Annotated in this window: 27 protein-coding genes; 10 read left to right on the forward strand and 17 right to left on the reverse strand. The window is 59.4% G+C overall.

Annotated elements, in window-relative coordinates; translation table 11 throughout:
- Together ABIB80_RS20465 and ABIB80_RS20470 are read left to right on the forward strand one after the other, a co-directional pair.
- On the forward strand, nucleotides 1-291 hold a 291-nt coding region (locus ABIB80_RS20465; RefSeq protein ID WP_354128189.1), incomplete at its 5' end, for a transposase domain-containing protein.
- Nucleotides 291-434, forward strand: a complete 144-nt coding sequence (locus ABIB80_RS20470) for a hypothetical protein (RefSeq protein WP_342761092.1) — start codon at nucleotides 291-293, stop codon at nucleotides 432-434. The genes ABIB80_RS20465 and ABIB80_RS20470, both read left to right, overlap by 1 nt.
- Before the next feature lie 514 nt (nucleotides 435-948).
- Here ABIB80_RS20470 and ABIB80_RS20475 read toward each other — a convergent pair.
- Nucleotides 949-1,221, reverse strand: a complete 273-nt coding sequence (locus ABIB80_RS20475) for a helix-turn-helix transcriptional regulator (RefSeq protein WP_354128190.1) — start codon at nucleotides 1,219-1,221, stop codon at nucleotides 949-951.
- 423 nt (nucleotides 1,222-1,644) lie between these two features.
- Nucleotides 1,645-1,890: a helix-turn-helix domain-containing protein gene (locus tag ABIB80_RS20480; RefSeq protein WP_354128191.1), complete on the reverse strand. Its 246-nt coding sequence runs from the start codon at nucleotides 1,888-1,890 to the stop codon at nucleotides 1,645-1,647.
- A gap of 156 nt (nucleotides 1,891-2,046) precedes the next feature.
- On the opposite strand from ABIB80_RS20480, the gene ABIB80_RS20485 reads away from it, so the two are divergent.
- The 5 genes from ABIB80_RS20485 (at nucleotide 2,047) to ABIB80_RS20500 (ending at nucleotide 7,938) form a co-directional block, all read left to right on the forward strand.
- Nucleotides 2,047-2,346 (forward strand): hypothetical protein, encoded by a 300-nt coding sequence (locus ABIB80_RS20485; RefSeq protein ID WP_354128192.1) that lies wholly within the window; start codon nucleotides 2,047-2,049, stop codon nucleotides 2,344-2,346.
- 6 nt (nucleotides 2,347-2,352) lie between these two features.
- The gene (locus ABIB80_RS20490; RefSeq protein ID WP_354128193.1) at nucleotides 2,353-2,598 is read left to right on the forward strand and encodes a PilZ domain-containing protein; all 246 of its coding nucleotides are present in this window, start codon (nucleotides 2,353-2,355) and stop codon (nucleotides 2,596-2,598) included.
- Nucleotides 2,599-2,834: 236 nt separating this feature from the next.
- Nucleotides 2,835-3,104 (forward strand): DUF6894 family protein, encoded by a 270-nt coding sequence (locus ABIB80_RS39355; RefSeq protein ID WP_502918733.1) that lies wholly within the window; start codon nucleotides 2,835-2,837, stop codon nucleotides 3,102-3,104.
- A 2,492-nt stretch (nucleotides 3,105-5,596) separates the two neighbouring features.
- A complete protein-coding gene (locus ABIB80_RS20495) occupies nucleotides 5,597-7,018 on the forward strand; it encodes a hypothetical protein (RefSeq protein WP_354128194.1) in 1,422 nt (473 codons plus the stop codon).
- Nucleotides 7,003-7,938 (forward strand): hypothetical protein, encoded by a 936-nt coding sequence (locus tag ABIB80_RS20500; protein ID WP_354128195.1) that lies wholly within the window; start codon nucleotides 7,003-7,005, stop codon nucleotides 7,936-7,938. Before ABIB80_RS20495 ends, ABIB80_RS20500 begins: the two co-directional genes overlap by 16 nt.
- On the opposite strand, the gene ABIB80_RS20505 is transcribed toward ABIB80_RS20500, so the two are convergent.
- Nucleotides 7,935-8,795: an SGNH/GDSL hydrolase family protein gene (locus tag ABIB80_RS20505; RefSeq protein ID WP_354128196.1), complete on the reverse strand. Its 861-nt coding sequence runs from the start codon at nucleotides 8,793-8,795 to the stop codon at nucleotides 7,935-7,937. The two genes, ABIB80_RS20500 and ABIB80_RS20505, sit on opposite strands and share 4 nt — an antisense overlap.
- Nucleotides 8,796-8,857: 62 nt before the next feature.
- On the opposite strand from ABIB80_RS20505, the gene ABIB80_RS20510 reads away from it, so the two are divergent.
- Nucleotides 8,858-9,595: an N-acetylmuramoyl-L-alanine amidase gene (locus ABIB80_RS20510; protein ID WP_354128197.1), complete on the forward strand. Its 738-nt coding sequence runs from the start codon at nucleotides 8,858-8,860 to the stop codon at nucleotides 9,593-9,595.
- Between the two features lie 54 nt (nucleotides 9,596-9,649).
- Here ABIB80_RS20510 and ABIB80_RS20515 read toward each other — a convergent pair whose 3' ends face one another.
- The 4 genes from ABIB80_RS20515 to ABIB80_RS20525 form a co-directional block, all read right to left on the reverse strand.
- Entirely contained in the window at nucleotides 9,650-9,814 is a 165-nt protein-coding gene (locus ABIB80_RS20515) for a hypothetical protein (protein ID WP_354128198.1), read from the reverse strand.
- 1,760 nt (nucleotides 9,815-11,574) lie between these two features.
- Nucleotides 11,575-11,781, reverse strand: a complete 207-nt coding sequence (locus ABIB80_RS39360) for a DUF7662 domain-containing protein (RefSeq protein WP_473256022.1) — start codon at nucleotides 11,779-11,781, stop codon at nucleotides 11,575-11,577.
- 13 nt (nucleotides 11,782-11,794) lie between these two features.
- On the reverse strand, nucleotides 11,795-11,923 hold the full coding sequence (locus tag ABIB80_RS20520; protein ID WP_354128199.1) for a hypothetical protein: 129 nt from the start codon (nucleotides 11,921-11,923) through the stop codon (nucleotides 11,795-11,797).
- Nucleotides 11,924-13,377: 1,454 nt separating this feature from the next.
- The gene (locus tag ABIB80_RS20525; protein ID WP_354128200.1) at nucleotides 13,378-13,839 is read right to left on the reverse strand and encodes a cupin domain-containing protein; all 462 of its coding nucleotides are present in this window, start codon (nucleotides 13,837-13,839) and stop codon (nucleotides 13,378-13,380) included.
- Nucleotides 13,840-13,948: 109 nt separating this feature from the next.
- Here ABIB80_RS20525 and ABIB80_RS20530 point away from each other — a divergent pair, with 109 nt between their 5' ends.
- Nucleotides 13,949-15,499 (forward strand): winged helix-turn-helix domain-containing tetratricopeptide repeat protein, encoded by a 1,551-nt coding sequence (locus ABIB80_RS20530; RefSeq protein WP_354128201.1) that lies wholly within the window; start codon nucleotides 13,949-13,951, stop codon nucleotides 15,497-15,499.
- Nucleotides 15,500-15,701: 202 nt separating this feature from the next.
- Here ABIB80_RS20530 and ABIB80_RS20535 read toward each other — a convergent pair whose 3' ends face one another.
- Both ABIB80_RS20535 and ABIB80_RS20540 read right to left on the reverse strand, forming a co-directional pair.
- Nucleotides 15,702-16,367 (reverse strand): DUF4145 domain-containing protein, encoded by a 666-nt coding sequence (locus tag ABIB80_RS20535; protein WP_354128202.1) that lies wholly within the window; start codon nucleotides 16,365-16,367, stop codon nucleotides 15,702-15,704.
- A 280-nt stretch (nucleotides 16,368-16,647) separates the two neighbouring features.
- Nucleotides 16,648-16,869, reverse strand: a complete 222-nt coding sequence (locus tag ABIB80_RS20540) for a hypothetical protein (protein ID WP_354128203.1) — start codon at nucleotides 16,867-16,869, stop codon at nucleotides 16,648-16,650.
- A 419-nt stretch (nucleotides 16,870-17,288) separates the two neighbouring features.
- On the opposite strand from ABIB80_RS20540, the gene ABIB80_RS20545 reads away from it, so the two are divergent.
- On the forward strand, nucleotides 17,289-18,047 hold the full coding sequence (locus ABIB80_RS20545; protein WP_354128204.1) for a TIGR04255 family protein: 759 nt from the start codon (nucleotides 17,289-17,291) through the stop codon (nucleotides 18,045-18,047).
- A gap of 811 nt (nucleotides 18,048-18,858) precedes the next feature.
- Here ABIB80_RS20545 and ABIB80_RS20550 read toward each other — a convergent pair.
- The 8 genes from ABIB80_RS20550 to ABIB80_RS20585 form a co-directional block, all read right to left on the reverse strand.
- On the reverse strand, nucleotides 18,859-19,062 hold the full coding sequence (locus tag ABIB80_RS20550) for a hypothetical protein (RefSeq protein ID WP_354128205.1): 204 nt from the start codon (nucleotides 19,060-19,062) through the stop codon (nucleotides 18,859-18,861).
- 686 nt (nucleotides 19,063-19,748) lie between these two features.
- Entirely contained in the window at nucleotides 19,749-20,756 is a 1,008-nt protein-coding gene (locus tag ABIB80_RS20555) for a COG3904 family protein (protein WP_354128206.1), read from the reverse strand.
- Nucleotides 20,757-20,839: 83 nt separating this feature from the next.
- A complete protein-coding gene (locus ABIB80_RS20560; protein WP_247452942.1) occupies nucleotides 20,840-21,085 on the reverse strand; it encodes a hypothetical protein in 246 nt (81 codons plus the stop codon).
- A gap of 204 nt (nucleotides 21,086-21,289) precedes the next feature.
- A complete protein-coding gene (locus ABIB80_RS20565; protein ID WP_354128207.1) occupies nucleotides 21,290-21,781 on the reverse strand; it encodes a hypothetical protein in 492 nt (163 codons plus the stop codon).
- Nucleotides 21,782-22,174: 393 nt separating this feature from the next.
- Nucleotides 22,175-22,615: a hypothetical protein gene (locus tag ABIB80_RS20570; protein WP_354128208.1), complete on the reverse strand. Its 441-nt coding sequence runs from the start codon at nucleotides 22,613-22,615 to the stop codon at nucleotides 22,175-22,177.
- A gap of 77 nt (nucleotides 22,616-22,692) precedes the next feature.
- Nucleotides 22,693-23,076 carry a hypothetical protein gene (locus ABIB80_RS20575; protein ID WP_354128209.1) on the reverse strand — a complete coding sequence of 128 codons (384 nt, stop codon included), beginning with the start codon at nucleotides 23,074-23,076 and terminating at the stop codon, nucleotides 22,693-22,695.
- A gap of 295 nt (nucleotides 23,077-23,371) precedes the next feature.
- Nucleotides 23,372-25,651: an AAA family ATPase gene (locus ABIB80_RS20580; RefSeq protein WP_354128210.1), complete on the reverse strand. Its 2,280-nt coding sequence runs from the start codon at nucleotides 25,649-25,651 to the stop codon at nucleotides 23,372-23,374.
- A 229-nt stretch (nucleotides 25,652-25,880) separates the two neighbouring features.
- A complete protein-coding gene (locus ABIB80_RS20585) occupies nucleotides 25,881-26,081 on the reverse strand; it encodes a helix-turn-helix transcriptional regulator (protein WP_085385260.1) in 201 nt (66 codons plus the stop codon).
- Nucleotides 26,082-26,121: the final 40 nt, after the last annotated feature.

Genomic DNA, 26,121 nt, shown 5'->3' on the forward strand with positions numbered 1-26,121 from the left:
CTCGACGATGGCCGCGTCTGTCTCTCGAACAACGCCGCCGAAAGAGCGCTGCGCGGCATCGCATTGGGCAGAAAGTCTTGGTTATTCTGCGGGTCTGACCGCGGAGGGCGTCGTGCCGCCGCCATGTATAGCCTCATCGTCTCTGCGAAGATGAACGACGTCGATCCTCAGGTCTGGCTTGCCGATGTACTCGCTCGCATCGCCATCCACCCCGCCCACAGGCTCGATGAGCTGCTGCCCTGGAACTGGAAGATTGCGCAACAGCAAGGCCTCGCGGCGCAGGCGGCTTGATGGGGCCCGTCAACAAAGTCAGCCACGTGTTTACCCTCGGCCATGTCGCCGAGATGCTTGGAGAAGACGAGGAATGGCTGTTCGAGGTCGCCGAAGAAATGGACCCCGAGGATGGGTCGTGGGCGTCGGTGAAGATGGGGTGATGGCGTTCACCGATGAGGGATCGAGAACCTCAAAGAGCTGATCGCAATCCACAAAGAGGACCCTCGCATCATCGAAAAACGCCGCCAAGTGCTCGCTGCGACGATGAAGCCGAAAACCGAGGAGTCCGACGAGCTCTAACGGTTAACTGGAAAGATCAGCGCGCTGCGGCCTACCGCGTAGGGTTACCTTTCAATCACCGCTGATGGCCCAGACCAATTCCCAAGTAGAGCGCCTTCTGACGTAGCGCGCCCTCGGTTCGCTTGGTCATCTTGGCTATTTTCACCACAGGGGTTCGTGTCTTTGAGTTCGCCTTGAGTTCCTTGACGTCGGACCTGGTCCACTCGCGACGAACTACTTGTTTCTTCGTAGGCAAGCGGCGCTCCTTCAATGTTGAGGGCGCGGTCTAACAACATAGTGCGCAGTTCGCAAGCAGCGCACTTATCCCACCACGCGCGACGATATTTAAGGGCGCCTTCAACCCTGCAGGAGTGACGGGCATGTTCAGGGTTGTAGCTACGGGGTTGTGAACTCCAACTCATCGCGAAGTCGGAGTGGCAATCCATCCTCTTTCCTTAGAAATAACCAATCCAGGGTAAGGTCTGGAATCTTTTGCACCAGCAAAATGCCGACGCTCTTCGACAAAGGCATGCCCCGTTCGAAATTGTTCCAGCGCTGCACTTCAATTCCGATGCGCTTACAAAACGCCGTCTGCGTCCCGGCAACGGCTTTCCGCACGAGCTTGAGCCTATCGGCGACGTTTTCGTGACTCAATGGATTTTCGGGCATTGATTGCTAACCTTGGACGCCGCGGCGAGGGGATCTGAAACGTCTCAGGTTGGGTGCCGATTTGCTTCAAGAGATGGCCCACTGCAGCGCCAGTCTCAGGTACGAGAAAAAGTAGCGATCAACGAATAGGCCGAGGGGCGGCCATGCGATGATGCCGATGCCGAGTAGGATTATGATGCCTGAACCGATCAGCATCTCTTTGATTTCGCGGTGCATCGCGTCAGTTTAGGCAATTCTCCGCTATCCCGTCCATTCCCTCAGGGTCAGCGCAAGTCAACACCCTTCAAGGATACGTCGCTTCGACGGTTGCGATCGTCCGGCTGGCGCGCGCGCAACACGACGCCGCACTGCCGAGGAAGGTTGTTGCCGCGGTGAATGATGCAAAGCCGCGGCGACTGTTGTGCCGGGGAGGGAGACCGCCGGCTAACCGATCCATTGCGCGAAGGCGCGTCCACTGGATCGGCTTACTCGGCCTCGCTGCTTGCGGAAACGTTGTAACCGACCGTAGACGGCCTGGCGACTGCGACCCAACCGCTCGCCCAGCTCGGTTGCAGTCATGCCCTCGTCGAGTAGCGCAAGTAGTTGCGCTTCTTCGTCGGGCGACCACGGACGGATCTCTTGTCGATTGTTGGACATCGATTTCATGCCAGCAGAAGCGCTGCGGACCATGATCGTATAGCCAGGTGGTAAATGATGAGTTCCAGGTTTGGAGCGTGAACATCGCGAGGTTGCGCTTGCACCCAGCTTGCTCGGCCAGGGCCGAACTGGCGACGCGCCTATAGGGGCGGTCCAGGGTGCCCGCGTAACGATCTGTAAGTATTGGGCATGCAAAATCGCGCCTTTCTGCGCGTGATCAGTCCGACCAAGGAGATCGCCGTGACATCAGATAATGATGACGAGCTGGCTGTTTTGACGCGAGAGATCGCTGACAAGGTGACCTATGTTCAGAGCCAAACAATCCTGATCGAGGTCCTTAAGCGAGACGGACACGACGTATCCGACTATGAGGGAGAGCTCGCCAAAGAGCGGTCGCGCTTGGCAACACGGATCGCGAGGCAGTTTAGACTGCTTGAAATAGCTTCGACCAATGAAGGACCCGAGGCAGCCGCGTCAACTCAAGGATAAGTAATCATGTCGGATCGCCGGAAGATCGATCGTTCGGATGTCGACTTGGTCGCCTACATTTTTGGAGATGGCGGCAGCCAACGTTGCCGCGTTTTCAACATCTCGGAGGACGGCGCTGGCATCGAGCTACCGACGAAGCTGCACATGCGTGCCACATTCAAGATGATGTTGGAAAGAGACCGTATCATCCGAGATTGTCGTCTCGTTTGGTCCAGTGATACTCGCATCGGCGTCGTGTTCAAAGCCGATTGAGTCGGCTCTGGTAGGTTGTCGGTGCCAGCCAAGTGCCCCGCGGGACAAGGTCGGGGAGTGTTATCAGGCTGTCTAGCGGCATGCATCGAGCGTTGTTGCTGCGGGTCAATGACGACACACGCGGCGGGTGCTGTGAGGAGGGCGCCCGGTGATCCGCTTCCCAGGACCCTGTCGTTTTTGACAGGTGCGGACCTCCCGAGATGAGCGCATATCGGCGCGAAAGGGCGAGCTCCGCTATGCGACGTTACTACTTCCCGATTTTCCACAAAGGCGAGACACAGGCGGATGACTTGGGTGAGATGTTTAGCTCTGCTGAGCTAGCCGACCAGTACGGCGCCCGCGTCGCTCGGGACATCGCCAGCGATCCAGATTGCGACCGTGATGCGGGCACGGTCGTGATCGTGGTTGACGCCTCCGGTGCTGAGATCGCGCGGCATAGAGTTGGAGGGCGGCGGAGCGATGGAGGCGAGCCAAGCTCAGGCCGCGAGGAGGGCCCGGCGGCGTGAGGGACCGCAGGCCGCGAGTTACCAAGACGAGGGGATTTTGGTCCTAGTTGCCCGGTTGATCAGGTGGAGGCGCCGGCGGTGCGTGTGTTGGGTCTCGCTGAAGGTGAGCCACAGAACGGGATCCCCTTCAATCTTAGGGTATTCAAGGTTCGAGGCGATCTCCTTCAGCCTGGAAAATTGCTCACTTAACCGCGCGGCATCCTCTTAGCCTCATCGATACTGGGCGGATTGCTCTGGACCGCTGACCACGTGAAGGCGGAGCTTGAGGAGTCCCTAGGTCATGCCAACGAGCTGGTTGATGACGAGCGCGCGGAGGTAGCCGCCAGACGGTCGGCGGTGGTGCTGCAGGCGGCCGAATAGTCCGCCTGCCAACCGTTGGCAATTTGGCCCGCGCCCCAATCGGGTGCGGGCCTTCCGCAGGCGAGCCAGAACATAAAGGAGAGCGCTGCCGGGCTCGAAATGCCAGTCCCCCCGGCGGCGCTCTTGTCTCAAACTGGGCACGGAAATCCCAGTCCGTCTTCAACATTGCAATGATTATGCCACAGGCTGATGACAGCGCCTTCCTCGCCCGTTGGTTCACGTTGGCGGGCCTCCAAGCTTTAGAAAAATGGCTCGCGGGCCAAGCTAGTAGGGAATAAGCTGCACCCGCTACGTGCATTGCGGCGTGGCGATTTCAGAAAAGCTGTTTTGGAGCAGCCAATGTCAATCTTAAGAGCTATCCTTGATCGTAATCGTTGCATTCGGGGGCGCCATGATCGCCGCCGGCTTCATGACATCGCCAGCATCGGCTAACAAAATGGATGGCAAGGCTGGGGGCTATGGCTCTCGTGGCTCAGCGAATTATGGTCCCCCGAAGAGCGGCACAGCGAAGCCGCCGACGTCGACAAAGAAGCAAGCGCAGTGATCTGATCAAAGGCCCGCCGGTTACGCCGGCAGGCTTTGTCCTCCTTCGCCAAATCTTCTCGTGGGCAGGGTGGGCGCCTTGTTCAAGGCCCTGCCACCACGTCCTCATGTGGCTGTTCTTCCCAGACCAACTCGCCGCATTCGCATTCGAAGATCCAGAGGAAGCCGGGTGGCTTTGGGTTCCAAATGCGCTCTATAACCCGTGTCGGTCGGTCGCACTTGGGACATCGGACGGAATCTTGTCTTGATGTCATAGGCACGTCTCGCCACTACGTGGGCAGACTCTGGACGCAGCTTTATGTTCCCAAGGAAGAGCCGCCGAGTAAGGCGAGGCCGCGCGGCTTAGAGACGACCCCGGCTGGATTGCCTGGGGGTCAAAGGCCGGGGCCGCTCCGCCGGCTCGAAGAAGAGAGCTAGCGAGACAGCAAGCCGGGCAGTGATGCTAGGTTCCTACGGCTGTCAGATCCTGCCCGAGTGTCAGCAGCCGCACGTAGGTACCGCTTCTTTCATTCATTCTAGCAGCGCGTAAAGAGTCCGCCGACTGAAACGGGATTTTTGGCTACATTTCGTGATTGAACTACTTAACTTTCTAATCGACTAACACTTCATTATTTCCAAAATCATAGGAGGCGCGATGTCCTCTCCAGAAGAAGACGATCGACGCGAATTTTTAAGATCCTGCGGCAGGTTCGCCGCCGTAACACCTCCGACCATTACAGCGTTGCTTTCGACCTCACTTACTAGCAGCGCAATTGCTAGCTCCGGCGGCCGGCGCCGTGTATGCCTAATTACTACCGCTGGGCGTGGAAGGTCGCCCGATGGGCGGCCTTAGACTATCGCCCATGCTTGCGACCAAAAAACAATGCGACTCATCGTCGGGTGCGTTTGAGCGCGCGGCAAAATGCCCGCCGAATGTCGAGCAAACGTAAATTGCGGTCGCCGGGCACTAAGATCGCCCGCAACTATGTCGAAGATGTCGGCTGAGTGTGAAGTACTTTACATCCCTGCGTTCTTGACCCGGGCTAGTGTGGCAAAGGCTTCTCACTTTGAAGGAGGCATCCAATGCTCGCGGCAATCAAATGGAACTCAAGATATAGCGCTCGCGAATGGGTGATGATGGCTGGGGTACTCGTCGTCCAACTCCGAGCACTGAATGCAAATCGACAGAAGGGTGAAAGCAAGCCAAAGCGGCCACCCTGGAAAAACTTCGACGAGACTCATCATTGGGACTCGACCGCGGAGGAGTGGGTCCCCAACAAGATCGGTGATAGTGCAACGCATTATGCGTCCCGCAGGCCGACTTCCGAGAATCCCTCTCACTAACGGCCCCGTCGAGCGGTGCGGTCGTTAGCAAGTAGCTGGATTGGGATGCGCGTGCCGCCGGCGGTTTGATAGCGGCCAAGCAATTGCTTGGGTCCGTGTGCCGTCCGCTTTGATAAACGATCTGGATGGCCGATCCTGGCACCTTTACGCCGTCATGGGTTCATATCCGTTGGCGGCCAAAGGGGGGAAACGTGCTGGGTGCCGTCGGGATCGAAGCGATTCACCCGGAGCGGTGTTCCATTGATTTAGATCAACGCGACGCCGGCGTGATCGCCACGACGGTGGTTGCCTCGACGTGCTCCTCGAGCAATTGGTTTCGGACGCTGTCGAGCGCCGGCGTGCACGGCTGCTCGCAGCCGAGCTTTGCCGATTTATCGTCGTCGCTGGCCTGCTCGCAGACGCCGGCGCTGACCGGGGACGTCACAGCATCGGCCGGCAGCTGTGCCACGACCATCGCGGCCAACGCCGTCACCAATGCCAAAGTGGCAACGATGGCGGCCTATACCCTCAAGTGCAACACCGGCGGCTCGACCGCGACGCCGAGCGATATCGACGTCAGCGCATTGACGCTGAAAGCGTCTCCGGGCGCGTCCGACCTCGTCCTGATCCAGGACGTTTCGGCCAGCAATGCGTTCAAGAAAACCACGGTCGGCGCGCTTGGCGGCGGCGGCAGCGGCGTCACTTCGCTCAATACCGAGACCGGCGCGCTGGTGCAGTGGCCGACGCCGCAGGGCCGTATCACGCTGACCAGCAATACGCCGGTATTGGCAGCGTCAGTCACGGCTGCCACCACGAGCTATTACACGGCGTCTGCGGCCGGCAAGAATGTTCCGATATATAACGGCTCGGCTGTTGTCGTCCGTCAGCTTTGCGTCGCTGGTACAGTGGGTGCGTGCGAACTCTCGGTTGCGCTTGGCTCCAACTGGGCCGCAAGTTCGAATTATGATTGGTTCGTCGGCCTAGACTCCGGAACACTGCGCCTGTGCTCGGGGCCGGATTGGTCCGCAGGCGCGGTCGCTGGGTCGAATACAGTCGGTGCAAGCGTGCGTGGGACTGGTGCGGGCTCGACCGACATCGAAAAAATCGATGGACTGCCCACGAACAAGAATTCAATGGCGTGCCGCTACAACAACACGACGACATTCACCTGCGCCGCGCATCAATGCACTCATGTGGGGACGACCAGGACCGGCTCGGCGGGTCAGGTCAGCTTCACCTATGGGGCGAGCGGCACGGCAGGAACCTTCAATCTGTGGAATGCCTTCAACCAGGAATATCTCTGCTCGACAAGCAACGATCCTGCGTCCGGAGGCATCTACTCCTATAGCTCATCCACGGTCCGGCAGGCTGACGCGAGCGCCGTGAACCAGTTCAACTTCGTGACCGGGGCGGCTGGATCGTCGCTCGATGCCATCTACTACGTCACGCCGCGTTCCTCGACGCTGGGCGCGCAGTACAATTTCGGGCTTGCGCTCAATAGCACGAACACCATCGATGCCGGTTCCAACCAGCTCTTCCCCGGTACGGCTAACTTCAACATGTCGGTCACGGTCTCTGACGTGTTCAAAGGGGTGCTCGGCGCCAACTTCATTTCGGCAAATGAGCAGGGTGACGGCAGCAACGCGATCACGATCATCACAATTGGCAACACTCATCTTCAAAGGCTCAAAGTATGCGGCTTCTGGTGATCTGTCTTGCGGCGCTCGCGCTTCTCCTCTCGCCGGGCTCCTCTTTCGGTCAGTCCAGAGGGGGCGGGTCAAATGACCCGCTAGTCTTGGGTGAGAACTGGCGCAACGACCCGACCCCCCTCAACAACAGCGGAAATTATTCGGTGTCCGGCCATACCCGCCGGACCGATGCGGGCGGTATCCCGTGCAACGCGACCATCAACGGCGCACAGAAGACTCTGGTTCTGATCACGCTGGGCGCCAGCAACGGTGCATCTGTCGGTCCTTCGTCGTTCACGCCAACTAATGCGTCGGCAATCGACAACTTCAACATCTACGATGGCGCGCTCTACCAAAATCTTGATCCTCTGCTAGGCCAGACCCAGAGCAGCTTAGGACCCGGCTCCATCGGACCGCGTTTGGCTGACGCTCTGATCACCAACGGCGCTTTCAACCGGGTGATCCTGGTTCCTGGCGCTGTCGGCGGCGCAACCTCCACGCTGTACGCCCCCGGAGGGGTGCTCTATAGCCGCGGCTGCGTCGCGATGAAACGGCTGGCAGGCCGCGGCACTACTCCTGCGACGACCGGCGTAACATTCGCCGTCATCTTTTTTCTAGGCGAGAACGATACCGGCACCAGCGCGGCGAACTATCAGGCCTTCATGCAGCAGCAAGTCGCGGCCATGCAGGCCTGTGGTTTCTCGGGCCGCGTGTTCATCCCGACCGAGACCATTCTTAGCAACGCGGCCAATGCGACGATTCAGGGCGCGCAGGCAAATCTGGTAGCGCTTGGAAATCCTTGGTTCGGCGGAGGCAATCTCGACAGTCTGACAGGAGGTACGAACCGGCAGGCCGATGGAACGCACTTCACGGCTGCGGGGCAGGCGAGTGCTGCGACGTTGATCTACAACGCAATGCACGCGACTGGCGCGCCGTTCTAGTCGGGTGAAGCGGATGAGGCACAGTCAAGCGTGGCCTGTACTGCGCCGATGACGGCGCGCTGCCAGGCTTCATATCCTTTGGCTGTCAGATGAACACCATCCACCCGCGTGCCGGGCTCGCGCATCTTTAGGCCACGCAGGCTGACAAAGGGCAGACCAGCATCAGCGGCGATCTTCGCCAGCTTGGCATCGATCTCTTCGCTGCGTGGAATGTCGAAATAGGGTGCAAGCGCACCGTCGGCGTCGATCGGCGGAACGCCGGCGATGATCAAGTGGGCGCTCGCTTGCCCGGCGATGGCGAGCAGTCGCCGGTATTGCCGCACGAATTCGTCGGTCGAGCCGGTCGTTCGGTTCGCGTCGTTGATGCCTAGGGCGATGACGAGTGCCGCGATCTTACGCTCGGCCAGGAGGCCAGGTGCGAGATCAGCGTAATTGCCTGCTGTCAGGCCGCCGATCCCGGCATTGATGAGCGGGTGGCCGCAAAGTCTGGTCGGCAGCAGCGCGGCTTCGGTGATGCTGTCCCCGATGACAACGATCGGCGCGCTGGATTGGGCGAGCTGGCTGGTTATCGCGAATTTGCGGATGTCGAGGCGGCGGTGTTCGCCATCCGTGGGGGACAGAAGCCGCGCCAGGTCAGTCAGGACCTTCAGCTGTCGGCTTTGCGTCGCGTCGTGTTCGGCAATGACATCGAGCCGCCGGTTCAATTCGTAAAAGCCATAGGAGGACCCGCCGGCAACACCAGCGCACGCAATGAGAGCTCCTAATGCAGCCCACAACCTCCAGCCCATTCTGGGCAAATAGCGCGAGATTTGCGCGGATGCAACCCACAATTGGGGGCGCCAGCCCAGTGATTTCAATGGGCGGTCCTTAACGAAGAGGAGAGATTTCGAGGCAGTTTTCCCTGACTTGGCTGCCGAGCGTGCTGCGTGACGCCGGCCTTGAAGTGCTCGAGCATCCCGGCTGGCAAACGCGCGGCCACGGCAACATGGGCAAGGTGCAGGGTGTGCTCTGCCACCGTACCTGCGGCCCGCTTCACGGCGATCTGCCCGACATTAACGTTCTCGTTGACGGCCGGCCGGATCTCGGCGGGCCGCTCTGCAACATCGGGCTCGGCCGCTCCGGCAAGGTCTACATGATCGCGGCCGGCAAGGGCTGGCACGCCGGCGCCGGATCCTGGCAGGGCGTGACGGACGGCAATTCGCATCTCATCGGGATCGAGGCCGAGAACACCGGCGAGACCAAGGGGCCGCGGGCCGAGGCGTGGCCGGACGTGCAGATGCTGGCTTATATGCGCGTCTGCGCTGCGATCTTGCAGCACGTCGGCGCTAAGCCGATCATGGCGGCGGGACACAAGGAGTTCGCGTTGCCGAAGGGTCGCAAAGACGATCCGAGTTTCGACATGGTCATGTTTCGGTACGGCGTCGCGAAGCTGATGAGCGAACGGCCGGCGCCGGCGCCGTCGGTGACTGGCCGTCTCGGCGTCATCAACGTCGACGGCCTCAATGTCCGATCGAACGCGAGCGCGAGCTCCACCATGGTCAACGTGCTCAATGCCGGCGACAAGGTTGCGGTTTCCGGCGAGATCATGAACGGCGCGACGAAATGGCTGCGCATCGTCGACGGCTATGTCGCCACCCGTTACGTCGACCTGGCCTAGCGCCAGCGTCTTGAGATCCCGCGCGCCGGGGGCCGTGGCGCAGATCCTAAAACCTCAAAGGTGGACGATGAACGTTGTTTCAGCGCGGCTGCGGCCGTGCCCGTTCTCTATCTCGCCGCCGGCGTCGTCGCCGCGTGTCAATCGGCGTTCGATGCCGGCACCTTCGACCCCCTCCGTTTCAGCGAGATTTCGCCGGGGCTGGGAAATGGCTTCGTGCAAGGTTGCGATCGCGGCGGGTCCAGCTCTCACCGCGTATGATCTGTTCACAGCCGGCAGAAGGCCTTCACCCCAGGCAAGAAGAGCGCAGCGGTTCACGCTGGCGGGGCTTTCGGCTTTGGATTACCTGCGGCACGAGAGGCGCCCTTCAAGGCCGCTTCGATGGTCTTAGGCCGCGTACCTCGGCGGGATCTCCCGCTTTGCTGCTTAGGCGCGGATGATCGGGACACTCTCGTAACTAGCCACAGATCGCTGCCGCAACTAGCGCATTCATAACGCTTCAGTTCGTAGCCTTTGGTGACGGGGAAAACAGCTTTGAGCAGTCGAGCTTGGCTACAAACGGTGCATCCGGCTTCGCCGTTCACGATCGCCTCCCGCAGGCAATTTGGCCGCAATGATCGAAATCAGAACTGAGTCTCGGTTTAGGAGCAATAGCGGCTCACGCTGGCGGGGCCTATTTTCGATACAGCCACGCGGTAGTCGTCCGGAGTGTAAAACGCCGGCGATTGAAATTACCGTTCTCACCTTTTGGCGGACCAGCAATGCGCAAGGCGGTGGCACGGACAAGGCACCAACCCGCATCTGCAACAGATGTCACCGTCCAATGGAGTTTCTCGCGTCCCTGCCGGCAATTGCAAACCTGCCCGCCGCCTATGCCTACAGGTGCATGCCCTGCCTGAGAGTTGAAACTATCGTTCTGGGCTGAAGGAAGGCGCCGCCGCAGGACTACTTGGCTTGAGGTCGAAAGTCCGAGGCGAGCGTTTCATCTGCCAGGAGACGGTTTCTGGTGTCATGAGCTTGACCGCGAGATCGTCGGCAATTGTCGCACCGAATGCGTTGATTGCCATCCGTTCGAACGGGCGCACCGGCCGCCTTCGGCCAATTCGGTCGAGATAGGCGGACACAACCTGGTCGACGATCGAATGCCGGATGCGCGGCTAATTCGTACGGGCCATCACCTGAGCGGCGTCTGCGGTTCGCACGGTCGAAACCAGGCCCAAGACCGAAACGAAGGCTGACCCGGCGTAGATGAAGAGGCAGATCAGGAACGCCGATGGTGGAAGGGCATTGTTTCAAGATGCGATCGGCAAGGACCTCTGACGCCTCTTGCGCGGCTGTCAGCCGCGAAGTTTAATCATCTTGATCGTTGGAGGTTGGCAATGCACAAACTGATTGCTGTGGCCGCAATGAGCGCTGCGTTCGCACTTGCAGCGTGTGGGAGAGACCCAGGGCCTAAAGGAGATCCAGGCGCGCAAGGTCCAGCGGGCCCGCAGGGAGCCCAAGGCATCCAAGGAGTGCCTGGACCACAGGGCCCCGCCGGCGCGCAGGGGCCTCAAGGCCCGCAGGGTCCGAAAGGCGAAAAGGGAGATAAGGGGGATCCGGCGACGGTCAACATCCGAGCGGTTCAGGCAGACGGCGCAGTCAATTGCGACAGCAGCGAAGCACTAGTGTCCGTGTTCTGCCCAAGTGGCGGTGCCGCGGACGGGGCGAAGTGCGGGACGTCCCCAACGATTGGGCTTTGCATGAAAAAGTGACTGAGCGTCGCCCACGATATGGTGGAAGTACTTCGGCCAACCCGCGACCGTTTTGGTCGCCGCCCCCGTCTCCCGCAAAAGGCTGCACCTAGCAATCGATATTGCTATGTGCTCGACAGCCCGTCCGAGCTAGAATTGGCACGAGCAGACGGTGTTGCTCATAAGGTGGGTGGTCGTGAAAGCCTTCAAGTTCGATGAAATTCCACTGCTCGCTGTTTCAGGGAAACCCTAGCCGCGAAGCCTGACTGCAGCCACGCCATGGCTTGCGTGTGCCCAGCTTTTGCGCGAACTCTCGTTTCCCCACCACGCACTGAACCTATAGGCTGACGGCGGTAATGGCCTGCCGAGAATTCCTTCGATTTCCAAGAACGTGAGCCGAATAGTTTGCGCCCTTGTGCGCTCCAGTTCTCTGCGTAGAGGATCGTAGACAGACATGCTGCTCGGGTCGTCACGTTGGGCTGTGGTCGCCGCTCGCGGGGATGTTGAAACCCCGAGCGGCAAGTTCCAGCTCGAGTTCGGTAATCCGCTCGAAAATGCGAGCAGCGATCGCCTCGGACTCTTCGACGGTTACGGTCACGACAACGACAGTCCGAAGCTCCCATGTGTCTTCTCAGGGGGGGGCCGCCAGCATTGGATTTATCTCTTCGTCAAGGTCAGCGCTTGGAGAGGTTCTTAGGAGGAAGCCCACCATCCTTCGGGGAATGGCTCCAGCAAAGTCCGATCGACTTGGTTATCGTTTTCAGGAGGGCTGAGAGCTCCTGCTTTCCAGGTTCGTCGCGCGCGGCGATGGAATCGGACAGATAGGGCGCCCGGTTTGCGACTTCGAAGGCGGCGCGGAGTAGAGTGTGTCAAGCGCAATGGAGGCACAACTCGGGCGCTGCGCTCTGCTGCTTCGACCAGACCTCGAAGATGTTCCAATTCTGAGAGCTGAGAAGTGAGTTCGCTAAGTTGTTCGACGTAAAGGATTGCGCGAGAGCCTCGCATAAAATGTCCTCCGCAGCACAAAAGCACTATCAGGACGGCGTCAGAGCAAAAAAAGAGCGCGAGTAGCAAAAGTAAAAGACTACCAGAGGTAAAAATAGCGGATTAATACGTCAGCCTCACTGCGGCAGGGTGTCGCTGCTTGAGCCGCGGTCCGGTCGTTGGACAAGGATCGAGCGATACCTTGCATCAACGCCCTCCTGAGGTCTGCAGTTATCCAGCCAGCAAAAGGACTCCAGCTTCAGGGCGGTGAAGCTGGGGCTGTTGAGCTGCCTTGGCGAAGGAGCTACACCCTTGGGGTGGGGCACGGGAAGACCTTGCAATCAGCAAGTCGTTCCAAGTCCGTTCGTCGGCCGCAATCCCAAGATTGATGAAGCACGGGGGGCTCAGTCTCACTACGAGCGGAGCAATCGAGCCTTCGCCAAGCGACCCTAGTACAAGGCTTAACGCGCCGCTCTGCTTCTTCGATTTGACATCGGAGATCTTCGAGTTCGGAGAGCAGGGAAGCGATTTGGTTCAATCGTTGAGCAAATTGGATTTGGCGAAGTCCCTGCAAATGCGCCTCCCGTCCATCCACTCTGAAAGACCTAAAGTAAGGGGCGGGAGTCGGCAGGCGTCAATAAAGCAAGTGTATCTCTGCGGCGGGTGCTTCGATCTGCCACGGCGCGCGTAATTTCCAGTTCCGAGTATGGAACGCTGCTATCTGCCACTTCACGGTACCTAGGCTCAGCCCTTGTAGAGCAGGATGCCCAACTGAGCGGCTTGCCGTCGGACTGAACTCACACGGCGGTTTAGCTTCAAAGATCAACTTTCGCGAGATTTTCAGGGTCGTTCGATTTTCGACTTTTGCAACAAAATCGGCCCTTTGCTGACGCCAGCAACGGACGATGCGGGCGGCGGCGTACCGTTGACCTGAAGCGAAGCGATATGGTCCCTCACGTCACCGCGCGTGAAGCGCATCAGCGGCTCTAAGAATTTTCGTTCACCACCCCAAAAAGACTTTTGCAACAATATCGGCCAGAAGCTGCCATCAAAGCCGAGCGCTGAAGCTTACGCCCGTGCTGTCAAACTCGAGAACTGATCGGTGTCGTAGCGGTCTCGGAGGTCGGCCAGGGCTCGTGGATCCGGCGCTCCCTTTGCTGCGAGTTTCGCAAGCTCTTCGAAATAGTGCTCGTGGCCGGGCGGGGAGACGGTCATGAGCACGCGCGCCGATTTCTCGCTGATATTGGTGATGTTGTGCGGTACCCCCGGCGGAATGAACAAATAGGTCCCCGGGATCGCGCGGATCGTTTTGTCGCCAACGTGCCACTCACACTCGCCCTCGAGCAGGTAAAAGGTCTCCTCCTGCACCCGGTGAACATGCAGCCCAGTGGCGAACCCGGCCGGGATTGTCCATTCGAACATGCTGGTGTGCTTGGTATCCTCGCCGGTGACGAGGAAAACCATGGGATGACCACGGAGTATGATCCCCTTTGTCTCGTTGGGCATGCGAATGACAGGATCGGCGCTCATGACATTCCTCCATCGACCAAGCGCTTGCTCCTGCAAGCACGGAAGCAACTTCGGCCGTCTGGGTCGGAAAGTCGTGAAACAGTTCCCAAAAATTTGCTAAAACCACCGAATGCCTATCACGGATCTCTACCAGTTCGGCCCGTTCCGCCTGGACCCAAAGGCGGGCATTCTCTACCAGGGGACCAGGCCGACGATGCTCGGGCAGCGCGCTGTCGCGCTGCTCCGGCTGCTGCTGGAGAACGCGGGTGCCCCGGTGTCCAAGGATGCGCTGGTCGAGGCCGGTTGGGACGGACTGGCAGTTGCCGATAATAATCTAACGGTTCAGATCGCCGCCTTGCGCCGGGTACTGGCCGACGAGAGGGCCGATAGCTGGATCGAAACCCTGCCGCGCCGCGGCTATCGCTATGTCGGGCCTGCCGTCGCCACCAGTACTCAGTCACCTGTCACTGGTGCGGCGTCCGCACCGGCGTTGCCCGACAAGCCGTCCGTCGCGGTTCTGCCGTTTGCGAACTTGAGCGGTGATCCGCAGCAGGAGTACTTCGCCGACGGCATGGTTGAAGACATCATCACCGGCTTGGCCCGCATCAAGTGGTTGTTCGTCGTTGCGCGAAACTCGACCTTGACCTACAGGGACCGTGTCGTGGACGTGAAGCAGGTCGGCCGCGAGCTTGGCGTTCGCTATGTTCTCGAAGGCAGCGTTCGCAAGGCCGAGGGCAACGTGCGCGTGACGGGCCAGATGATCGACGCCTCGACGGGCGCTCATGTATGGGCCGAGCGATATGACCGCAGATTCGACGATATTTTCGCGCTCCAGGACGAGATTGCACTCTCCGCGGTAGGCGCCATTGCGCCGAGCCTGCGCCGTGCTGAAATCGACAGGGTCAAGCGGAAGCGCCCCGACAGTCTGGATGCTTACGATCTGGTTCTGCGGGCCCAGGTCGACGTCGATTCCGGCATGCCTGAGCAGGTGACGCGAGCGCTCGTGCTGCTCGAACGTGCCATCGAACTTGATTCCGACTACGCCCTGGCACATGGCAACGCCGCGATGTGCCACCATTGCCTCTATCTTCGCGTCGGTTTGCAGGAGGCGAACCGTGCCGCTTCGATCCGCCACGCCCGCTCGGCAATTCTCCACGGCCGGGACGACGCGAGTGCGCTGGCGCTTGCGGGGTTTTCGATCGGTATGGATGCCCATGATCGGGACGCGGCTTTTACCGCATTTGAAGCCGCGCTTGCCGTCAGCCCCTCTTCGGCGCTAGCCTACATCCTCGGCAGCGTCGTTCTCGGATGGAGCGGAGAAGCCGAGCGCGCCATCGAATGGAGCGAACGAGGCATGCGGCTCAGTCCCTTCGATCCATGGGCTTTCGCCGCATTCGATGCGCAGGCGATGAGTCATTTGCTGCGTGGCCGCTTTGAAGAAGCCAGTCGCGCCGCCTACAAGTCCGTGCAGGCCAATCCCGCTCACAGCATCACCTACGTGCAGCTAGCCGCTGTGCTTGCCAAACTCGGACGGCTGGATGAAGCGAGGGCAGCCGCCGAGCGGGTGCTCGAACTTCATCCGACCTTTCGCTACCGCCGCCAGTTCGCGGGCGTGAACTGTGCCCCAGCGCTCGCGGAAACCCTTGGTGATGCGCTGAGAACCGCCGGGCTGCCAGAGTAAAGCCAGATCAGTGTTCCGTCATGGTGATCGACGGGGCCAAGTAAAAACCGCGCACTGGCTGCGGCCTATTGGGCCTGGCTCACCGGACTGCTTCGTCCGCGACGTGCGATTATCCGCTCGAGGTTCAAAAGCCGACTCCGGCAGGGGAGGGCGTTGCTCTCCTGGAGTCCGCTAAGGGCTCTTATCGGACTCCAGCCTCCGGTTATTTTGCTGGAGGCTTTCCCCCAGCCGTGAGCTTAGCGTTCAGTGCGGCCTTTTTTGCTGCGGCCGCTGCTGGGCCGACGTAGAAATGATCGAAGAGCTCTTCAATCACTTCTAAGCACCATTCAGCTTCATGTGCTTCGACATCGATCACCTGAAGTGTCGTTTGATCATTAATTGGGTGCGCAGAAAAATTGCCGAAATTGCGAATGGCGTCGATCGTTTCGCGTAGGCGCTGAGGTAGCGCCTTCTTGGGATCAGGTTCGTCGAGCAGTTTGTCAATTTCCTTCGCCAAATCTTTCTCCTTGTAGCCGTGGGCGCGCAAGATTGCTTGCAAACAGCGACGGGATAGTGCGGCGGAGGCCTTAGCGCTGATGGGAAGCACGTTACATGCTTCGGTATAGTCCTCGGCGATCGTAGAGGGCACCTCGACAGGAACAGGGCCTCTATTGGCACCCACGGGATAGATCTGTCGCCAAGGGAGTTCCGGGTTAGTACTGTCTTCAGCCGTGGTAACTTCTAGGATGCGCCCACCGCAAGAAGGGCAAATGGCGGACCTGTAAATCCAGTGGGTATTCGCGTCCGCCCTCAACACTTGCTTGCCTCGCATCCAATACTCGACCTGCCAATTGTCGTGAAAGGCGATTGTGCAGTGCGAACATTTCATATCGAGTTTCCATCCGCTTTGGTTCTCTAAATGTGCGCTGAATATCGCTTCCCTCGCGTTGAGATTGCAATTGCAAATGGCGGGTCCTCCCCAGCTGAAAAGCAAAACCGGTGGCCCGACCCCAAAAGTCGCTAGCTGCGGGGGTCAAATCTGATGCAAACGCCCTTTGGAGCTGATTTCGATCAGCGAGGCGGCCCGAAAGATCGGGGTCAAGAAGTTCACGCTGAGCCGACAGGTCGATAGCGGCGCAGTCCGGTCCCACGGCGGAAAAGGGCATTCACTAAATTCCCGGCGGGCCTTGCGCCACGTCGACGACATGCCGATCGGACCCGACAATGATGATGATCGTGTAGCTCTTTTGAGGTCCGCCCTGATCGGTAGGGGGAGCGACATGCAACTGTCCGCCATACCATTCACCGGGCATGAGCGTGTTATCTTTGATGACCGATTGCTCGAGCACGGCCATGTTGCGCTGGCCCGCCTCGACCGTGCTGGCAATCATCGCCGCGGCCGTTGGGCTTTTAAGGTGCCTGTCCGGCCACTAGGCGTCGTGTAGCCGCCAAATCCGGCGCGAGACGCGCTGTACGCGTTGGCGCCCACCGCAACCCGAACGACATGTCCGAGATGGCGCTGGCGCACAAGGTGCCCAACAAGGTCGAGGCGGCATACCGCCGGGGGCATGCTGGAGAAGCGAGGGCGGATGATGGCAGATTGGGCGGCGTTCTCTGCGGGCGCACTGGTGGAGGAGGGCGGTAACGTCGTGCCGACAAGAGCAGGCTATTTGCGCCTGCAATGTAAGTGCGTGACGGTCGAAAGTGGCTAGAATCGCTTCAAAAAACGGCGAAACCCGCTTGCTCAATTTGACATTTGCTCCAGATAATGAGGTAGTGATTCCACGATTCTGCACGGTCAGGGCACGCTTTGAAGGACCAGCATCCGACTTACCCGAACCCGACCATCGCTCAGGTCGCGTGTGAGATCGCGTTCGCGACGACGAACGACGAGGATCTTAATCTTTCCGCCTTGCTGAACGTGCTAGGGAAAGATTTTCCCTCTCTGAAGCCAGTCCAGAACCTTCAACTACAAATCGTGTTGGGAGGACCTCCCCCAGTCACACCGGCTGCGCCCGCCGCTGCCGGGGTCGCGTTTCGCTTCGCGACCAAGAACGATAAAAAATCGGTGCTAGTTTCAAAGACCAACTTCGTTTTCCAGTGGAATGAGTCTTATAGCGGCTGGGCCGTATTCAAAGACAATCTGATGTCCTTGTGGGCAAGCTGCGCGCCGCATCTGCAGCCTGGAATCATCTCGAAGCTGGGGCTGCGTTACACAAACAGGATACCTCGGTCCGAGGAATTTCCGGACGTGAAAGACTGGATCAAGGCGACGGCGGACATTCCGCAAGCGCTCTTGCTGTCTAAAGATCACTTCCTCGGTCGAATCGAGTCCTCCCCGCTGGAGGCAAACCTTCGGCTGGTGACGCTTGGACTTGAGCCCGAGAGTCCGGATCTGCCGTATGGCTCGATTCTATTCGATATCGACCGACTGACGATTGAACAGTTCGAGCCATCTAACGACGCTATTTCTGAAAAATTAGAGTTTGTTCACGAAGATATTTGGACAGCGTTCGATTCTGCAAGCACGGATACGTTGAAATCTCATTTGGCAGGAAGTTCGAAATGACGAACAGCGCCCAGAGATGGGATGACACATCGATCCCTAACAGTGGATCAATGTCACATCTCCAATTTCAATCAATCACGGGGACGGAGGCGGTCGGCTTATGGAGTTGGGCCGCGCTGATCGCGCCAGCGGCTATCCAGACGGGACCGATGGAGTCCGATTTCCGCACAATGCGCGTATCTGGGACCAGTCGCGCGGCTCAAGCGGACAAGACCGCCCCAGATGATGACAGTTTCAATGCTCGACGGAGCCGCCTGATATCTGCCGTGCGTCGGCTGAAGGACGTTGCGCCAAACTGGTCAGGGCTTTCGAGTAAAGTGAGAGCTGGATCTGCGCTGTCTGCTGAGCAGTTCCTGTTCTGCTTGCCTTCTACCGTCCTCCTACCGAAGGTAGCTCCAGACGGAGAGGGTGATGTCATGTTTGTCTGGGATAGGCCGGGCAAGGAATGCGTCGTCACAGTTGAGCCGAAGCTACTTCATCTAGTCACTAGGCCCGGAGATCCGTCAGGCGTCCAAGTGACGTCTCAGCGGTTCTTGGGCGTCCGCATCCCACCGTCGATCTTACGGCATTTACCGCTCAAGTAGGGCGCGTGTCGAGCATTCCCCCAGGCGACTTTGTTTCTCGTCTTCTCTTCGATCCGTGGATGCGGAACGAAGACAAGGATTTGATGTGGCGGAATGTCTTTCAATTCCCAAGCGAGGACGGTCAGGTCGAGTCGGTCGTTTGGAGACGGCACGTCCCACAGACTGTGGGTGTGCATGAGCTTGGTTGCCAGAAGCAGAAGTCGGATCGTGAAAAAGGCCGATCTCGTTCAACTTACATAGGGGCGATCACCGGCAACGTGGGCGATATCGAAAGCTGCAAAAGCAAATCCGGAAGTTCTTTCACGTTCGAGCCTGCGCCCGCAGAAGGTATCCACCACGTTCATCTGGGATTTTCGGTGGGCAGCACCAAGGCTGATCGAAGTGAGCTCAAGGTGATTCTTCGCTCCAAATTCAGCGATATCGAACCGCATTCTTGCTCCTGAGCGCGCCTTGCGCGGAAAGACGCCGCAGGATTTGCCGTGCCTGCTTACCGCGGCCTTGTTGGCATCTTCGTCGCAGATGACGTGATGACATTGCTTTCGTGATGGACGAATGCAGGGACCGCCAGGATGCGAATATGTCGAGTTGCCCGCCCGGGGAATCATGTGGGAGAGCCCCGCCAAACCCGCTCAATCCTGGTGACCCGGAGAGCGAGGAATCAGAGTCCGAAGAATTCCCCTGGATCTGCGCCTCGCTCAGCGAGCGCCGGCGGTACATCGCCTACGCAATGGAAGAGGTCGAATGGACGCCGTTCGAGCATGATCCGCCTCCACAGAGCCGCGGCCCCGCCCGCCAGGCGGGGACGAGTGATCCCATTTCGGAAGCGGCGCAGCGAGTGACCTGGGAATTTTCCTTGGGGCGAGGGCCGAAGCGTCCACCTGCTAGCCAGCTTCGGGGACCAAGTCCTTGATGCAGCACCGAGCGGGCTCAGCCGCGCGAACCTTCGCTCTCACTTCCTCAAGATCTTCGATCGCATCCAGCAATCGCACGAGCTTGCGAGCGACATGTGTCGAACTGGGCTTTGGGCGTCTAAGAATACGAACTCGTTGCCCCATTGGGGCCCGCCTCCATGGTCGGGCAGTCCAGTTAGCAAGGAGCGTGCCGGGAAGAGGGACATCTATTGGTCCGCGACCTTCGTCCAAACGCCATTACTATCCTTCATGTCACGATGACTACTGCCATCGTCCCAGTTGACGCAAGTTCGGACGTCCTGGAAATCGTTCAAGGTGCATGCCTCACGTGCAATGACTTTGCCGTTCATGTCCTCGACTGTTTTCAAGAACGCCACTTTCCCCTGATTATCCAAGTAGCTTAGGCCGACGTTACACACCTTCAGTTCGGGCTGGCAGGAGCGGCTAAAAAGCGGCTTCCCGTTGTTCTGACTTGCTGATTTTTCCATCGCCCTGTTTACAATTTCCGCCCAGGTAGGACTGGCGTTGGGCGTTGTTCGTGCGGCGGAGAGTGCCGCTCCTGAAGGTGATAACGACAAAGGTGAATTGGGTGGCGTTTGTTGCAGACTGGCGACTGGCGGAGTGACTTGAGAGGGACGGCCCATCATGGTGACGCCCATCGACTGAAGCTCCTGCGGGCTTAGCCAAACCATATCTTGTGGAGACGTAACGACCATGCGGCCGATGATTGCGGATGGGACGCCCAACTCCTTTGCGATCTTAGCCATGGAGACCGTCGCCGCGCCTGATGCCGCCGTTTCCTCTCCGTTTTCTCCTGACGCGCCGTGGACGCCGACCTGAGCGCCATAGCCGGCGTTCTTGGTTGAACCTGCAGCGAACATCAGAAAGCAAGCCGAGGCGCAGACCGCCGTCTTGCCCACGTTGGTGGATGTTTTGCCGAACCTTATGGCGTCGGCAATCTTGACCCCCTCGAGCAAATTGCCGCCCGGAGAATCCAATCTAACGTTGGCGACAAATTTCCCGGAATCATTGGCTTGCCGTACTGACTGCGAAAACTTGTCGGCGTCACCAGGTACAATTTCCCCGGTGATCCAGATCGTTGCTTGTCCAGATTTCCCCACACCGACTTTGACTTCGGCAGAGTGGACAACGCGCGAAAACAGGGAGAGCGTAAGCAGCAATAGGACTGTAAATATTGGGCGCGACTTGGCCATCACCTTTCGCCTTTATCAAGAAAGACGTCCGACTTCGTTGTCGCAACCGGCGACAATTCATCGAACGTCTCCAATGGTTACAATCAATAGCGCGGGGTCCGGTGACCGGTCTGACCGGTGGACGGATTATAGTTGCCGCTGGTGCCGAAGTTGTCGCGTTGCGTGCCATTCGGATTGGTCGCGACGTACGGCGCCACGTAAGTACCGGTGCTGCGGGTATATCCCGACGAGGTATGCGTACTCGGATTTGAACCGGTGCCGCTGAGATACTGCGCTTGTGCGGCGGTTGTGGCCAGCGCCAGTGCGGCAGCCAAAATGAGCTGTTTCATTCCCATCCCCCAAAAGGTTTTATCGGATGCCGTATGCAACCACGTTGCAGGCCGTGGGTCGAGTCCAACCATCGGATGAGCGGGGTTTTCCTACAGGCACATACTTTCGCGATCGACTGCCTCCGCGCAGTACATTGGCCTCCGTCAACGCCGCACGCGACAGGGGCGATGGACCCAAGCTGGAGAGACTTGAACACCTCGTGCTCATGGTAGTGAGGAGGGGCGGCCGTTGCGGTCAGCCCCCACGGCAGGGCGGGTCCATCGGACCGGCCGGTTGGCGAAACTCGTGTTGAAGTAGCCCTTCGGCGGCGTCGGCACTTCATAGAGTTTGCAGATGCGCATGAGCACGTGCTTTTTGAGCCCGAGGCGACTTGCGACCGCCGCCATCGGCGCGTTCCAGACGCGCAAGCCGAGCTCGCTTCGCGAGATGCCGGTGTACTTTTCGACGGCCTCGTTCTGAAGCGCGGCAAGGCGGTCGACCAGATGCCGACCGCGGGCCGCCGCGAGCATCGCTTGTTTGATCTCAGGGGAGGGCTCGTACGGTACGTTGTCGGCAGCCGCAGTCGTTGCATCCGGCGGCGCCGGGTGTGGAGGCTGGTCACTAGCGCCGACGTCCCCCGCCGGCGACCATGATTGGCGGTCGGGATTACGAGTGAATATCGCTGTGACTTCGAGGACGTCCTGTTCATTGCGCATGCTTGCTCTCCCGTGAGCCCCCTGTGCTTTGGGATCACTGGAATTGCGGTCGGTCAACGTTGGGTGGTTTGTCGGCTTTATCGACTTCGCACGAGAGTGCCTTTCGGACCGGGCTTTTCCTGCGCTTCTCGCGTTTTGTCTGGTCAGCTACGCTCGCAAAACTCGGCACACGAAGGTGCGTCACTCCGAATCACTATCGAGTTTGTGCGTTTTGGCGATTTCTTATGCGCGACTTTGGCGCCCGAACGGGGTTGTAGCGCCCCGTGTTCGGCTGTCCGGGCTACGTCGCAAGGACGACAACTGAGAGGATTACTTTTCGCGCGGCAGCTCGCAGGCGCGCCTGCCGCGCTATCCGGCTGCGCAGCGGAGAACAAGGGTCCTCGACGACTGTAATCAAGTCGGCGGGCGGACGCCGGCGACAGCAGCGGCGTGGAGCATTTTCTCGCGTCCGAAGAGATTGAACGGCTCGCCCCCGCTCTCTTCAATCATCGTTTGCGCCTGCAGTCGCATGAACTCGTCGGCGTATTCGCGGCCCTGCGTCTGTTCGATCGCAGTGTATTGCTGGTTAAGCCTCGCAATCAGCCGATCGCCGGACCAGCGAACGATCGTTTGCTGGATGCGAACCATCCAATAGGCCACGAACAGAGGAGCACCGGCGACGATAAGCGAGAGGTAAAGCGGCGAGAGCCAATTCACCTGGCCGTCGAAAGTCCGAGCAACCCACCAATACGGCTCATGCCAGAAGAGCAGAGCCAGGCCCGCGATGACCCCCAGCAGCGCGATCGCACTCGCGAATCCCAAGGTGAAGACCGTGTAGAACTGACCGCGGGGCATCGGGAAGATCTCCGTTCTAGAGCTCAACGCCAGATTGCCGCACCTGGAAGGCCCCTGCAAGCCCGCCACGAGGCCCCTCAGTCGAGATAGGAGGGGCGCTGGACGCGTTGCACCGCGAGGAGGGCCCGTTGGATCGCCCGCTCTCTGCGCGCCCTCAGCAGCGCCGCCGCCGTAGGCTTCTTCGGCCGTGCCTTCGAGCGCTTCTTCCTGACCTTCTTGACAGGAATAGGTATGCCGGGCGCGTGGTGGAGTTCGCAGCGCTTGTTGAGCTGGCCTTTTCGGATCCTGCTCTTGGTCGTGAGAGCCCTGAAGGTGCGGTCACAACCGGGTTCGGCACAAACCGACTGATAGCGGATCATCTCGACGTAGCGGTCGTCGCGGGTCCAATGATCCTTGGTACCGAGGATCTGGTACGGCCGGCCTCGGGACTTGAAGGAGCGGCCAGGAGTAAAGCGGTTCATTGAGTCCTCCCGAGGCGGCAGCAGCGCTCGTCGATCAGTGAAAATGAAAAGCGACCCGCGGCGGCGCGGAGCGCCGCGCGCTTCTCCGCCCGCTGGGGTATTGCGGACAACGCATCCCCCCGAAGGGGTGGAGTTGTCCCGCTGTCCGCAAAAACGCCAACCTTCTGGGAAAATTGGATGTTTCGAGCTTCGCGGACATTGGTGTCCGCAATACCGCGTGTCCTGATGTCCGCAATGTTTGGGATGTTATTGTAAACGTTCATTGTTCTCGCTTTCGAGGACAGTTGCGCGGCTATCATGTCTTGTTGTCCGCAATATCGAGAACGAGTTGCAGCGCGCGGCCCTGTTTGCCCTTCTCGCGGGTGTTTTCGCTGCGGATCTGGTCGCCATTTCCATAATGCTGCGGTTGTTCGAACAACCGGCCCAATCGCTTCCGGAGGGCCTCCGGGGAGACGAGTTCGGCCAGGCCAGTGTCAATCAGCTCGTCGGCAACAGATTTGACGGTCATTCGGCGGCCGTCAGCCGTTCTGAGCAGACTGGCGACCGCATCGCGGATGCGAGCATTTTCGTCGGACGTAGTTTGAGTGGCGTTTTTCGCCCGACTGAGCTTCGCCGGCACGAGCACGCCAACTTCTTCGCCACCAAGCCCACCGATCACAACGCCCTCGCGTCGGAAGAAGCGGGGTTCGCCGGCGACTAGAGCCAAGTTGGCCTTCGCATCATCAAAGCGCACGTAGTTGCGAGCTTCCGCCTCGTGCAGGCCGTATTTCTTCGCCGTTGCCTGATCGACGGTGTAGAGCGTCGCGACCATGCGGGCGACGCCGTTCAGAGCGCCGGCACCACGACCGGCGTCCATATCGCCGGCGTAAGAATCCCGGTTCGCTGCGTTCGGAGGTTTCCGGGTGTGATGGGCAAGAACGACCCCGCACCTTCCGTTTACCGCGATACGGCGGAATATCCGGCCGACGGCTGCGATCTCAACATTGTTGTTTTCGTCGACAGGGTGGAGTTCGACGAACGGGTCGAAGATCGCCAGACCGACACTGTTCTCCTGTAAGAACGTCTCGACATCGACAGCATCCCTCGACCGGATCACATGCTCGCCGTCTTTCCTGGCGAACATCAACGCGCGATCAGCGCCGGACTGGATAGCGAGGGCCGGCTCCCCACCGATCATCAGGTCCGTCCATTTGACGTCGAATTGCGCCATTACGGCAGCCAGACGCCGTTTGAGCTCGGCGAGCTCGTCCTCCTGATTAAAGAGGAAGACCCGCTCGCGTCGCGGGACATCAAAACCGAGGATTTCGCCGCGTCCCGTTACCACCGCCACAGCCATCATCAGAAGGAAGGTGGTCTTTCCGACGCCGGGCGGAGATATCAGAGCCGAAACGTATTGCTTGGCGACGAACCGTCCAACGACGAATTCGCGTTTCGGAAGCTCGTTGACATCAAAGGGCGCGAGCCAATTGACAGACAACGTCGAGGACGGCACTTCGGGGACAGCCGTGAATTCTTCCTCTGCTGCAACCGAGTTATTTCTATACCAGGCGCGAGCCAACTGACGGGCGTCGAGATCCTCCGGGCCATAGTCCCAAATGGCGGCGAGTTGCGCGAACTCGGTCGGAGTGAATTGCCCGGTTCTTCGCAGGCGCATCGCAAGAGCGAAAAGAAAGCCAGACCGGGACGTGTCATGCCCACCGATTGCGGATTTGTCGCCTAGCCAAAGGCGATCGAGCTTGCGATCCTCATCGCGGAGGCGGTCCAGCTTCTGTTGCAGGTCGGGATGGGCCCTCCCAGTCGTGCGCGTCTCCTCAATTGCTTCGATATTCAGATCGATTTCGGTATCTGCGGCCGCGCTCGCCTTACGGGAGGGCTCGACTGGAGTGGCCCATTCTGCGAGCTCCTCCAGGGTCGTGTTGCTGTTGCGTATGTACTCAATTACTCGAGCGGGCGCGACTTCGTTACGACCTTGCCTGCGCTTTGCCGCAGTCGGAAAATTCAATGTGCCTGGCAGGCGGCAGAGGCGAGTGATGTCGGTAGTAGATTCCTCTGCACCAAGCTGCCTCAATATGCCGCGTGTTTGGTTTTCGGCGAGATCCGCGAATCTCGAGGCGGGTAGCTTTTCTTCCAACAGCCAGCCCAATTGAACGCCGCCGCCAGAATCGACTGCGAACGAGTAGAAACACTCATCCTCGCAAGCCACGCGTTCCCGAATAGCTTCAAGCCTTTCGCGCTCGCGCGCCAGAACTTCGGGTGTCAGAACGACATCCTTGGCAGGATCCAGGTCCGCAATGACCATACGGACGTTTTGGATATCCGCTTTTTTGGCTCGTTTGTCGCCCAGATCCGAACGCACCTCATTGGCGGAGTAGTAGATATTGCAGTTCGGCGCGAGTTCGCGGAGAAATACTGCCGCGCGCGCCTCTCCAATTGCGTCCAGACGAAACGTTATGAAGCGCTTTTCGTTGCTTTCAGGATGCAACGCAGCGAGCTGGTGCACACCTTTGGAGTCGAGCTTTTTAAGATGTTCGAGCCCGACCGACAGGTCGACTGAGAGATCAAGTCTGGCGTTCATTGCAGCACCGCAGGCGCTGCCGGCACTAGGTGGACGCAGGTAGTTCGTTGATTGTCAACGATGGTTGTATTATCCATTTCTCACGTTTTCGGTTTCTGGCCCCGTACGACCTGGCAGTCGGCGGGGCCATTCTTTTTGGCGCCCGCGGGGACGTGGCTATTTTGGCCCTCATTATCTGGTGTTTGGGAATGCTTGGCCGGTGAAGGCGCGCGCATGCGCGCCGGTAGCTTTAGGCCGCTTTCGTTTCCGAGGTCGACTGGCGCCGACGACTCCACATCCACGCGTCCAAGTCGACGACGTCGTAGAGCACGCGCCCAGGCACAGGATTGAGAAAGTCGGGACCGCCGCCCTTAACGCGCAGACGTTCCATCGTCGCTTTCGACAAGCGAACGTGGCGCGCGGCTTCCGTGGTGGTGAGAAATTGAGACATGTCATATTCCTTGGAGGAGGGCGGTTGCCTCGGTTCAAGC

The sequence above is a fragment of the Bradyrhizobium sp. i1.15.2 genome (assembly GCF_040548425.1).
Taxonomy (GTDB): domain Bacteria; phylum Pseudomonadota; class Alphaproteobacteria; order Rhizobiales; family Xanthobacteraceae; genus Bradyrhizobium; species Bradyrhizobium canariense.